Origin of the sequence: Bacteroides sp. 1_1_30, from assembly GCF_020982715.1 — a bacterium.
GTDB lineage: Bacteria > Bacteroidota > Bacteroidia > Bacteroidales > Bacteroidaceae > Bacteroides > Bacteroides xylanisolvens.
The window spans coordinates 11,291-24,564 of the sequence record NZ_JAJKHN010000018.1 but is presented as its reverse complement, the minus strand read 5'-3'; the positions used below and the strand labels follow the sequence as shown (position 1 = coordinate 24,564).

Below are 13,274 nucleotides of genomic sequence, written 5' to 3'. Positions count from 1 at the left end.
TTTGTTTTACAAGTACCTTATCCGTACCTTTGAAACCAATAACAAACACTTACTCTCATTAAATATCAAGAGAAGAAAAATGAAGATTACACAAATCAGGGAAAACGGAGATACGGAGGCACTAAGCGTGACAGACATCGACCTGCTGATAGAAAAAATGAAAAAAGAAACCAAGCTCCGCCCGGTAACCGGATTACGTCAGGCCCTGCATTTTGTTCTACCCGACGAGCCTTGTTCCCTCGCCAACAAACTACCACGAGTGATTCCCGCAGCAGCCTTCGGGCGAGTGAACGGAGTGAAACGAATGAAAACCTACAATGGCATTGTAGAACTGACCATCGGCCCGCTAGCCGGAAAGACAGAAGTGGAAATCGTGAAGCAAAAGGCAGCCGAACTTCCCCAAACAATGCTGGCTTTTATGGGAGCAAGTGGTAAAAGCGTCAAGATATGGACTTGCTTCACCCGTCCGGACGGCACTTTACCGCAAACAACGGAAGAAGCCGAAGTGTTTCAGGCACATGCTTACCGGCTCGCCATTAAATGTTATCAGCCTCAACTTCCCTTCAACATTCTATTAAAAGAGCCGAAACTGGAACAATTCTCACGTCTTAGTTATGATCCGGACTTGATTTATCGTCCCACCCCTGTCCCCTTCTATCTTTCACAACCCATCGGTATGCCCGGCGAGATGACTTATCATGAGAAATCGAGCACTGAAGCATCTCCACTGAATCGAGCACTGCCGGGGTATGACACGGAAGATACAGTAGCATTGCTTTATGAAGCGGCATTGCGGAAGACATTCGAAGAAATGGAAACAGACTGGCACCGGAACGATCATGATTTGCAAACGTTAGTAGTCCCGCTTGCCGAAAATTGTTACTACTCCGGCATCCCGGAAGAGGAGGTAACCCGACGAACCATCATGCGTTATTACAAAAGAAAAAATCCGATGCTGATACGCGAAATGATAAGAAACGTATATAAGGAATGTAAGGGAGTGCCCAAAGGCAGCTGCCTGACTAAAGAGCAACGCCTTAGCCTGCAGATGGACGAATTTATGAATCGCCGTTATGAGTTCCGTTATAATACGCAGATCGGGGAAGTGGAATACCGGGAGCGTTTCTCGTTTCAGTTTTATTTTCATCCTATTGACAAACGGGCACAAAACAGCATCATGCTTGATGCCCAATCCGAAGGTATTGGCGTATGGGACAGGGACATAGACCGATACTTACATTCCAACCGTGTGCCAATCTACAATCCGTTGGAAGAGTTCCTGTTTCATCTGCCTCATTGGGACGGCAAAGACCGTATTCATGCTTTGGCAAACAGGGTGCCTTGCAAAAATCCGCATTGGGAATTGCTTTTCCACCGTTGGTTCCTGAATATGGTTTCACATTGGAGAGGAGTAGATAAAATGCACGCGAACAATACGTCGCCCATATTAGTGGGCCGACAGGGAACTCATAAATCAACTTTCTGCCGTGAAATGATTCCGCCTGCGCTTCGCGCTTACTATACAGACAGCATTGATTTCAGCCATAAACGGGATGCAGAACTGTATCTGAATCGGTTTGCGCTCATCAATATCGATGAGTTTGACCAGATAACGCTGCCACAACAAGGATTTCTGAAACATATTCTTCAAAAGCCTGTGGTCAATCTACGGAAACCGCACGGTCGCTCGGTACTTGAATTGCAACGGTATGCTTCATTTATCGGCACAAGCAATCAGAAGGATTTGTTGACTGATCCTTCGGGAAGCCGCCGTTTCATTTGTATTGAAGTGACGGGAAACATCGACACTACACAGCCGATAGATTATGAACAGCTTTATGCACAAGCCATGCACGAGATTCATCATGGCGAACGCTACTGGTTTGACAGTGAGGATGAGCAGATTATGACTGAAAACAACCGTGAGTTTGAGCAGACACCGGCTATGTTGCAATTGTTTTACCAGTATTTCAAGACTGCACAAACGAAAGAGGAAGGGGAATTTCTTACTCCGGTTGAAATATTGAATTATCTGAAGAAGAAAAGCGGTATGTCATTGTCTGATAACAAAGTATATCACTTCGGGAGATTGCTGCAAAAATGCGGTATTCCTTCGAAGCATACTTATAAAGGTACTGTTTATCAGGTAATAAAGCTATCATAAGAGATAAAAGTAAGGCTGACAATAAAAGTCGGGATATTTTATTGTCAGCCTATTATCAATGGTTATTGTCAGGTGATAGAACGTTGATATTCATCTACTTGCACATAATCCTGACAGTATGACAATAAAACAGGTACCAATCATTATGAGATCTAAATTTGAGAGTTTTGTTTCATAGATGAATAGAGGTAATCTTATTTAATATCATCCGATTACCTTCTTTTTGAACTATCTGGTTTTTCCGGATAGTTGTATCCTTATCTACTCCTCCTTGCGAAGTATCTCCTATTTTATCTCCACTTTCGTCTGTAATCTTATGTCATTGGAAGCAGCACCAATCATTATCTGAAAAGTTCCCGGCTCCACAATCTTCTTTAAATTCCGATCGACAAGCGAGAAATCCTCTTCGGATAAAATAAACTTCACTTCCCGTTCTTCACCACGCTTCAAATAGAAACGTGCGAAATGTTTCAATTGCTTCAACGGTTGCACTACTGAAGCGTATTCATCTCTCAAATAAAGTTGAGCTACTTCTTCACCGTCGTACTTTCCTGTGTTCCGGACTTTGAATGAAATTTCGAAAGAACGTGGCATCAAGGCTGACAGGTGCAAATCCGAGTAATCAAAAGAGGTATAACTCAAACCATATCCGAAAGGATAAAGCGGAGAAGCAGACATTTCTACATAATCATGGCTTTGAGGAGCTTTCTTATTATAATAGAGTGGAATCTGTCCGACGGAACGGGGCACAGAAAATGGCAATCGTCCTGCCGGATTAAAATCACCAAATAAAACATCGGCAATAGCAATCCCTCCTTCTTGTCCCGGGTAGTAAGCGGTTAATACTGCATCTGCATTTTCTGATGCCCAGTTTTTATCCAAGGGACGGCCTTCAATATAAACGACTATCAATGGCTTTCCTGTAGCTTTCAAGGCTTTGAGCAGTTCCTGTTGCTTTCCTAATAAAGAGAGTGTTGCGCGGTCGAACCCTTCGCCACATTCCATATCGCTGATCGTCTTTTCGTCGGCAATGGCCGCACCCGTTTCTTTATAACTGGTCTTGAAATCACGGGCACTGGAACCTCCCACCACGGCAATAATGACTTCGGAACGCTGAGCGGCTGCAACGGCCTGTTCAATATCAGTTGTCACAGTATCACGAATGGAGCAGCCTTTCACGTATTCCACTTGCGACGAAGAAAGTTTGGCCCTGATTCCATCCAAGACAGTCTTTATATTTTCTTCTTCCTGCGGAGCGGTATAATCCCCCAACATATTATAGCGATTATCTGCATTAGGTCCGATTAATGCAACTTTCCTATTTTTGTTCAACGGAAGCAAAGAGTGCTCATTCTTCAACAACGTGATTGAAGCTTGTGCTACCCGGCGTGCCAAAGTTACAGATTCTTCACTGCGCACTTCTTTCTTTGCTTTTTCAGGATCTACATAAGGATTTTCAAACAGCCCCATCTCAAATTTTAATCGTAGAACACGGGCGACAGAAGCGTCAAGTGCTGTTTTACTGATACGACCTGTGTTTACAGCATTCATCAGATTCATATATGCATCGCCTCCCAAGTCTACATCTACTCCGGCTGACAATGCAAGAATAGCTGCTTCTTCCATAGTGGGCGCAACAAAATGGCTTTGATGAATACCTTCTATGCTGTATAAATCAGAAACGACGATTCCTCTGAATTTCCATTCATTCCGAAGAAGTTCGGTCAACAGAGAGTGATTGGCTGTGCAGGGAACACCGTCCATCGAATTATAAGAAGTCATTACTGATAATGCTCCGGCATCGATAGCTTGCCTAAACGGGGGCAGGAAGTTCTCGTGCAGCTCACGTATACCGGCAAAAGAGGGGTTTCCGTTCTGTCCGCTTTCCGAGATACCGTAAGCAAGAAAGTGTTTGAGAGTAGCTAATGTACTGTATGGATGTGACAAATCACCGCCTCCTAATCCTTCCACCATCGCTTTTCCTATTTCACCCGTCAATACCGGATCTTCACCAAAGGTTTCTTCTACACGAGACCAACGCGGGTCACGAGCCAAATCGAGCACAGGTCCATAGCTGATATGTCCACCCTGCAAACGTATCTCTTTGCCGATTGCTTTTCCTACTTCACGGATAAGTTGGGGCGACCAGGTAGCAGCCATTCCGATTCCGGTTGGAAAAACGGTTGCACCAATTGCCATGTGACCGTGCGGTGCTTCTTCGGCAAGGAATAAGGGAATTCCCAAACGGGTATTCTCTATTACATACCTTTGCAAGGCATTTCCGGCCTTTGTAGCCAAAGCGGGATTCAATCCGGTTGACAATGTTTTCTTTGTCCACGGGTCGGCACGATAGGTTGCCCAAAGCATACCGGCCTTTCTGTCTTTTATGAGTTGCTTGAATTTATCAGAAGGAAAAACATCGTTTCTTTTGATTTCATACATCTCCCACCCTAAAGGACAAAGGAGCTGGCCGACTTTTTCTTCTAACGTCATACGGGATAGTAAGTCGGCTACTCTTGTTTCTACCGGCAAAGTCGGATTTTTATAGGTTACTGCCGGAAGTTGCTGTGCAAAGGAATAAGCAACTCCTGTCATCATAGCCGTAAACAGTAGTGATTTACAGATTCTATTTAGCATAACTATTTTTTATAAACGAATAAGATATTAAAAAGAGAAGTCTGCCATCTCCCCGTAATGCTTTGCGCAAAACCGATTCGACAGCAGACCTCATCGTACTAAAGAACAACCTCTATTTTACCTCTTTTAGAACGGACATTTCTGATTGTCTACATAGGTAATGGTTCCACCGGGCACAGCATTGTGACCATGACCTGTCATATCAAGCACCGAACCATCATCCTGCGTTTCACCGTCGAAACGCCAGTAGGCTATGAGCCCTTCACTGGTTGGGTCTACATAACAAACACCATCTTCAATCTGTGCGGATGTACGCGCTACGTTCCACACACGACATTCGCTAATGTAACCATCAAAGAAACGAGCATTACCGGCTGAACGACCGATGGAGAAAGTGTCTTCCCATGTATGACCGTCATAAGCCATACTCAAGTTAATGGTTCCGCCATTCTTAGTTTCCACAAAGTGAATCTGCTCACCATCCAAATAAAGACGTAAATACTGACCGTCATATACGGCAGCAAAGTGCAACCAATGACCGGTAGGAAACTCTTTCTCTACCCACGATTCATAATGGTCTTTCTTATCGGGATGTGAAGCCGAACCGATAGAGCCTTTCACGAACTGCAATTTATTCACAGGATTACCGGCACCGTCACCAAAACGGAAGAGGAAGTTTTCTTCGCATCCGCACAATGAGCTGATACCATTAGCATTTCTTTCAGAACCGACAGGGAAGGATACTGGAAGTACCTTCATTTCTAATGTCATCTGTCCGAGTGCTTTCACCGGACTTTTTTCCTGATCACCGAACGAAGGAATATTAAAATATCCCCGACGTGCCAGATAAGCAGCCTTGATATTGATAACCTTAGTCAACATAACATAAGCGGTACGGGAAGTTTCCATCACTTTCAGATCGCTATTTGACACAGAGGTAATAGATACAGGAAGGCAGTAGGATACCCCCTCCTGTAATTTTTCGGAATCAGCAGTTACCTTGATTTGCGTAGACTGGTTCTGCCCTGCTGGAATCACCACTTCACCACCTTCAAAACTATAACTACCTTCGGGAGGCATTTGGCAGTTACGACCGGTAGAGGCATTAAAAGACTCAAGTAGCTGAGGAGCCACCTGCACACCAACTTTCACATCAGTGTCCGTCTTATCGGTTGAAGTCACGGTCAAACCTAATGTAGACTGCCCCTCAACGAGAAATTTCACATTTGAAGAAGTCAACGTGCCAGTCATATAGACAGCATCGCTGTAATCAGGTTCAGTCTTGCAACCTGACACACAAAGCAACAAAGCTAATAAAGATAAGAGCGTATATTTCTTCATAACTTCAATTATTATTTAGCATAAACATTAAATACACCACATTCCAAAGAAGCACCATACCAACCACCGGCATTCGGAACAGTTATCCGAATATATCGGGCAGTCAACGGAGCATAGAAAACACAATCTTCGGCATTACGTTCAATTTCTCCTTGTGTTTTCCAATCCGTACCATTATCACTTGTGCTGACAGTCATACCGGCACTGAACGCACCGACCTCTTTTTCAGTCCAAGTTTCATAATCATATCCGGAACTTGTCATTTTGATACTATCAAAAGAATATGCTTTCCCCATATCAATATCCAGCAAAAGCTCAGCCGACCGATTAGAGATAGAACAATAAGTTTCATAATTTCCATCAAAAATGGCTTCAATCGGTTCATACCAAGACTGAACAGTTCCATTGGTGGTAGCGGTCCATCCTGTTTGGTCTGCCACTAATGTACCAGTACCTGTATATTGGGTAGCTTCATGATTCATATTATCCTCAGTCACAGTAATAGTCAAGAAAGAAGGCGCCAGCATATTAGTGCTCAACTGCGAATTACCACCTTCTGCCGAAACTAGACGCAAAGGAACAATATATCCTTTTTCACTCTTAAGAGTAGAGAGAACATTCACGTCATCAGTCAATTTTAGATGTACAGCATCTGCCACTACCATTTCTCCTGCAGGAATAGTCATTTCTTTATTCTCCAGTACAATAGCCTCAACAGGCAAGGCTTCAAACTCGGTGTCATGTTCTTCATTATAAGCATCAATCAAGGAGTTATCAACCGCTACCGTTACTCTAATGTCACCACTCGCTTTCTTTGAGCATTTTGCTTCCCATGTGAAATCTACATTACTGACTGTACTGATGGGAGTCTGTACTATCTTATACTCCTTGGAATTATCCAAAACGTACACTCTATTATACGGATCTCCATAAACATCGTAAGTCTCATCATCGCCACAGGCAGTAAAAACAAGCACACAGATGGCGAACATACTTATATAAAACAGATTCTTTCTATTTTTCATAGTCATCTTTCATTAAAAAGTTAATTAATGGACAGCCGGATTCTGTATTTGGATACATTGACGGAACCGATAGTAAGGCTCAGGATTGTATTCGTGTACATTATAGTCACGATGGATAAAGAATGCTCCAAAACCTCCTTTGCGTTTGCCATTCGCCGGTTTATAACGTGCCTGATTGTACATGGACTGCATATCACCCTGCCAGCCGTCACCCATATTACAGCAGTATACCACCTTTTCATCAGGCCATCCACCAGCGCCAGTTCCACCACTATACGCCTGAAGGAAACAATAATTACTATATGGAACAAGACTTGTCATACTAGTAGATGTCTGGTCAATATTCAACATTTTGTCACAAATGCCTTCTTGCGAAGCTATTTCTTTACCATAACGCTCTTCAATGAGTTGTAGACGCTCTTCTTTAGTGATATCCGGATTCGGTCCCATATATTTAGCCATATGCTTGTAGAAGTACTCAAAATTTGAACCACTCAAAAAGTCACCTTCCGGTTCATAGTCGGCATCGAAGCCGTCAAGATCATTCAGGAACACCTGGTCAAGGAAATATTCAGCATACATTTCAAAGGAACGATTAAGTGCAACGGTTCGTTCATCACCCTCCGGCATTGCCTTTGCTTCATTGTAAGCCTTCTTAAAATCGTGTTCGTCAGTTTCCGCATCAATACGTGTAATTGCCACACAGAGCATTTTGGTACCTTTCACTTTCTGCACAAAACGAATTTCGTCCCATATCTCAGTATTTTCCTTTGCAGGAATACCACCCCACATAGAACAAATATCGAGACTGTCGGGCAATCCCATAAATCGAACAGCCGCTGAGTTTTGAGCTCCATACTGCGCAAACCATCCAAAAGCAATTTCATGGTCGCTTGCTTTGTAATCGCGCAGGTTTTGGTAGTACTGGTCGTCGTAAGTCAACGGTCGCTGAATGGTCAACGATTCAATGTCCGTGTTACACGCAGCCATCAAGCTGCCTGTGGCTAGCGCGACCAATAAGTATTTCATTGTTTTCATATTCTAATTACTTAGTTAGATTGTTCTACATTATATATCTGATTACCTTTTTACATCCCACCAAAGACGTGTACCGGCAATGTCCGTACCCTTCAATAGGGAGACAGCAGCTTGCGTATTCTCGCCATTGTCTGAATACTCTGTTGTCGGAAACTTCAGACGACTAATAAGTTCTCCTTCAGGCACTTCACCACCGGAACGATTCGAACTGATAGTAACAATTCCCGGATAACCTGTACGACGCATCTCACTCCATGCCTCCTGCCCGTCAGGAAAAAGAGCAATCCATTTCTGAACCATAATACGCTCCAGTTTCTTGCTTTCAGTAGCATTATCGTTCCACTTCACAGTCAAGTTTGAAACCATACTACTTACATCAGTACTACGTTCGGTTGTCGGATCTACAAAAGACGTAGCCGGTACATTAGTATCATCCGCGAGGTAAGTATCTGCCCCCGTAGCACCTTTGGAAGAGAAAGAAATTCTCACACCTTCTTCATAATACTCCTGCACGGTCTTATCCCCCAAGTTCAAACGCAATTTAGCTTCTGCCAGTAAAAAATAAGTTTCAGCGGCGCCCATCCACTCTATATTATCGTTTTGTTCCACATTCATACTGGAAGCAGCCTCCGACAATGTTCCTTGATTACGGCTAGTTTGTCCATTCCGGACTCCATGATATGCTCCATCTTTCACCGCAGCCTTAAAGTAACATGCCAAACGCGGATCTTGCAAACCTTTCAAATAACAATCCATAGTAGCACTCATGCGAAAATCATTAAAACTTTCAAATGCTTCCCACCACTCATTGATGAAAGTGAACGATGCAGACTGTTTTAAAACCGCATTATCATCAACAGACGTCATCAGTCCTATACTGTGACCAATCGCAGCCTCTATTTCTGTCCGAGCTTTTGTCTCATCCACATAAGAAATACGCATTGCCAAACGGAGACGGAGTGTATTGGCAAACTTTATCCACTTCTCTACTCTACCATTATAAATATAGTCATAACGTTCCATATACGGTTCGGACGTTCGGCTGTTATAACCAGTAAGCACATCAATGGCATCTGCCAATTCTTCAAAGAAGCGATAATACACATCCTTCTGGCTGTCATAAGCCACATGAATACCTGTACCAAACTTAGAATAAGGAATGGGACCATACTTATCCGTAATACGACTCATACCAAACACCTTGACAATAGTAGCCAAAGCACGTGCAGGTGAAACCTCATCGGTATTCTCTACGATACTTTGCCACGGCTGCATCACTTCGGTATAAGCGTTATTGAACGGTGAATTATACCATTGGCGATAAAGTTTATAACAGTCGTTATCTTCTGTTCCGGCATAATCCCACGTCTTGACAGGAGCAAAGTAGCTGGCAAATATGTCACCGGTCAGCATCTGAGTTTCCTCAAACAAACCGCCTTTATCCTTACCTACCACAAAAATGCCCCTCTCCATCTGTGTAAAGTAAGCTCCCGTTTTAAGGTTATCGCGTTCCATCTGCTCCGGAGTTACCTCATTCGGATTAATATTCCAACTTTCAAAATGGCTGGTGCAGGCTGTAAGCAGCAAGCCTCCGGCAAGCAACGTACCATTAACAACTTTTATATATTTTGATATCTGTTTCATCTTGTCGATTCTTTAGAAGTTAAGTTTAACAGAGAAGCCTAAATTACGCAGGCTCGGCAACATAAAATAGTCCATACCGCTGAAGTGTGTACCTGTACTTGCCGTCAGTTCAGGATCATAAGGGGCCTTACAATAGAACATGAACAAGTTGCGTCCGGTGAAGGCGACGTTCATGCTCTGAATCCAAGGAATTATCTTTTGAACGGGAACATCATAACCGAGAGACAATTCTGCAAGACGGACATTTGTAGCACTGTAGACATACATCGAGCCTACACCACTTCCCACAGTACTGTAATATTTCTGCACGGCTGGCACTTCGTGACCGTCAATCAATACATATCCTAAATCGCGCGCTGTAGCCGTAGCTTTGGAAACACCGTAAGCATCCATCAATGCTTGGGTCTGCGAAACAACCACACCACCGATACGAGCATTAATCAAACAGCTCAATGTCAGCCCTTTCCAAGAGAAGGAGTTACGCCATCCCATCATGTATTTAGCTTGAGAATTACCAGCATAAATCCAACCATCCTTACGTTCACCGGCTTTGTCGTCGATAGCCACTGTATTATTGACATAATCCACGTCAATATACCCGTGATGGTCTGTGCGAAGAGCAGTCACATACAAGTCACCGATAGAACCACCCTCAAAAAGACGTGACTTCACGATTTCAAGCCCCCCAAGATCCATCATGTCCTGGCTAACAACTTCTCCGCCTGACAGAGTGGTGGGCTTCAACAACTTTTTAATTTTGTTGCGATTGAGAGTGTAAGTGAACGTAGAGTTCCATTTCACCGGTCCGAGAGGCTGATTCAATGTCAGACTGGCTTCAATACCTTTGTTATCCACTTGTCCACCATTGATATAAATGGAAGAATAACCGGAAGATGAAGGGAGTGAAGGATTGAACAATTGGTTGTAGGTGGATGTCTTATATAAAGATACGTTCAACTCTAATTTATCGTTCCAAAAATGAGACTGCAAACCGACCTCCCACGCCTTGGTACGTTCCGGCTTAATATCTGTGTTAGGATACGTAGTAGCTGTCGTGGGAGAAGCCGACTCATACGGATAGGTCTGATAAGCAATATAACGTGTAGGAGCATTTCCTACCTCACTATACGAGCCACGCACTTTCAAGAAAGTAAATACATCGTTCTTGATAGGCAACAGTTCAGTCAGAATTGCGGAAAGACCTACCGATGGATAAGCGACTGACTTCGCATCGGTCCATGCCAAAGCAGAAGACCAGTCGACACGCCCAGTTACATCCAAATAAAGTTTGCTTTTCCATCCTAACTGTGCGGTAGCAAAAATAGACTGCGTCTGGTCATGATAACCATCTTGCTGAAACTTCACGGTAGACTGCATCAAATTAAGCGTTGTAAAGCTATTGGCTACCGAGTTCAAACTACCACCGACATCGAAATACTGGTAGTTGACATCTTGAATGCTGGTTCCCAGCGTAGCTGTTAATGAGAAATCACCAAAATATTTATCTATATTCAACATCACATCACCATAAAGCTGACGGGTAGAGGCATCGCCTTTGTAATAACCACCAAAGTCCTGGCAAAAGATATTATCGGTAGATGCCGAATATTTCTTTTCAAACAGAGCCGAGGTATAATCCATTTTAGCACGTGCACCTAATGTTATACCTTTAGTGATTTCAAAGTTCAAGCCCCCGCTTATAAGAAAACGATTCTTATGATTGACAAAATTGTCGCGGTTGACAATCCAATAGGGATTCTGCAAAGCAATCCCTTGATTACCCCACGGCCAATATTGTGTCTTGAAGTTACGAGTCTCATTATACATTTCGAACTGTTGAAGCATATCCAGGCTGTAGCTCGGTGACATCAGATAGACCGGAACTATCGGATTAAAGTACTGACCCTGTGATACCATATTCTGTTCGCGTACGTTCATATAGCTAGCACTCAAGTCAAGGCGTAAACGATCATTGAGCATACTAGTTGTATTCCGGATCGTGAAATTGTAACGATCCAACGTGTTATTCGGAACAATGCCCGCTGCATTGGTAGCAGCCATAGAAAGGAATGTCTGGTTCTTCTCATTACCATTACTGATAGTCAACGAGTTAGTTTCATTCCATCCTGTCTGATAGAAATCTAACGGATCGTAATTACTGGGTTGTCCCATTTTCTGCCCCCAACTTTTCAGTTCACCTGTCGTTGCACCATAAGTATTTTGAAACTCCGGAGTTACAAACGGATTGAAGAACGAGGTGTTATTAGCATAACTGACACGGAGTTTATCTTTCGTACCTTTTTTCGTGGTAATCATAATAACCCCATTAGCTGCATCGCTTCCATAAAGTGCAGAAGCGGCAGCACCACTTAATACAGACATCGTTTCAATATCTTCGGGATTAATCATGGAAGCACCGTCACCGGACTGCCCCATACCAGTCATAAAGTCATCCGGCTGTGTCGTTTCCAATGAAGGCATCGGAATGCCGTCAATTACATATAATGCATTATTATTTCCGGAAAGAGATTTTGCACCACGCATCACCACCTTTGCTCCGCCACCTATACCAGATGAACTGGAATTGATAACCACACCGGCTATTTTACCGGACAAGCTGTTTACAAAGTTGGCATCTTTAACACCAACAATTTCACTGGCAGATACTTCCTGCACATTATAAGAAAGTGCTTTCGCTTCTTTTCTAATACCAAGGGCGGTGACCACTACTTCGTTCAACACTTGCGAATCATCTTCCAAAGTAACATTCAAGACCGAACCGACAACAGGCAGTTCTTTTTTCTGATAACCCACATATGAAAATAACAACACCGGATTGGCAGTCTGAACAGTCAACGTATAATTTCCATCAAGATCCGTCACTGTTCCGTTAGTAGTTCCTTTCTCCACAATGGAAACGCCAATTAGCGGTTCTCCATTTTTATCAACTACCGTACCTTTAACGTTTTGTACCTTTTGCTGGGCAACTTCCGTTTCCTTAGCTGTCAGTACAATTTGATTATCCAGTATTTTATATTCAATATTGGTACCTTCAAAGACTTGCTTCAGTACTTGAAAAATATTTTTATCCGATACGGAAACCGTTATCCGGCGATTGAGATTCAGATTCTTGCTGTTAATAAAAAAGCCGAATCCGGATTCACGTTCAATCGTGTGCAGCACTTCTTCGATAGTACTGTTCTTCACGTTCAACGAAATAGAGTTTCTTTGTGCATATCCGTCAGACGCATAAGTCAGCCCAACAGAACAAACGAGCAGCATTAATAGTAATTTCATAGCCAATGATATTTCTTTTAAGGTTCGTCTAAGCGACTTTAATCCTCCAAGAAATTGGACGATACAATAATTTTGCATAGATTTGTAACGAGTTTAATTAGAAAATTGGTAGTTATACTTGTCTGCAA

Annotated in this window: 7 protein-coding genes; 1 reads left to right on the top strand and 6 read right to left on the bottom strand. The window is 43.1% G+C overall.

From position 1 onward, the window contains the following. The first annotated feature begins 79 nt into the window (after positions 1 to 79). Positions 80 to 2,164, top strand: coding sequence for a BT4734/BF3469 family protein (locus LPH68_RS06930; RefSeq protein ID WP_008016805.1), 2,085 nt, complete (start codon positions 80 to 82; stop codon positions 2,162 to 2,164). Between the two features lie 285 nt (positions 2,165 to 2,449). Here LPH68_RS06930 and LPH68_RS06925 read toward each other — a convergent pair whose 3' ends face one another. The 6 genes from LPH68_RS06925 to LPH68_RS06900 all read right to left on the bottom strand — a co-directional run bounded on the left by LPH68_RS06925 (position 2,450) and on the right by LPH68_RS06900 (position 13,224). Then, positions 2,450 to 4,801: a glycoside hydrolase family 3 N-terminal domain-containing protein gene (locus LPH68_RS06925; protein WP_004316746.1), complete on the bottom strand. Its 2,352-nt coding sequence runs from the start codon at positions 4,799 to 4,801 to the stop codon at positions 2,450 to 2,452. 126 nt (positions 4,802 to 4,927) lie between these two features. After that, the gene (locus tag LPH68_RS06920; RefSeq protein WP_004316748.1) at positions 4,928 to 6,142 is read right to left on the bottom strand and encodes a DUF1735 and LamG domain-containing protein; all 1,215 of its coding nucleotides are present in this window, start codon (positions 6,140 to 6,142) and stop codon (positions 4,928 to 4,930) included. A gap of 11 nt (positions 6,143 to 6,153) precedes the next feature. Then, the gene (locus LPH68_RS06915) at positions 6,154 to 7,167 is read right to left on the bottom strand and encodes a BT_3987 domain-containing protein (RefSeq protein WP_151923199.1); all 1,014 of its coding nucleotides are present in this window, start codon (positions 7,165 to 7,167) and stop codon (positions 6,154 to 6,156) included. 24 nt (positions 7,168 to 7,191) lie between these two features. Further along, complete coding sequence (locus tag LPH68_RS06910; RefSeq protein ID WP_004310485.1) at positions 7,192 to 8,205, bottom strand: glycoside hydrolase family 18; 1,014 nt, start codon at positions 8,203 to 8,205, stop codon at positions 7,192 to 7,194. A 42-nt stretch (positions 8,206 to 8,247) separates the two neighbouring features. Next, the gene (locus LPH68_RS06905) at positions 8,248 to 9,849 is read right to left on the bottom strand and encodes a SusD/RagB family nutrient-binding outer membrane lipoprotein (protein WP_004310486.1); all 1,602 of its coding nucleotides are present in this window, start codon (positions 9,847 to 9,849) and stop codon (positions 8,248 to 8,250) included. A 12-nt stretch (positions 9,850 to 9,861) separates the two neighbouring features. Beyond that, positions 9,862 to 13,224 (bottom strand): SusC/RagA family TonB-linked outer membrane protein, encoded by a 3,363-nt coding sequence (locus LPH68_RS06900; protein WP_008770349.1) that lies wholly within the window; start codon positions 13,222 to 13,224, stop codon positions 9,862 to 9,864. Positions 13,225 to 13,274: the final 50 nt, after the last annotated feature.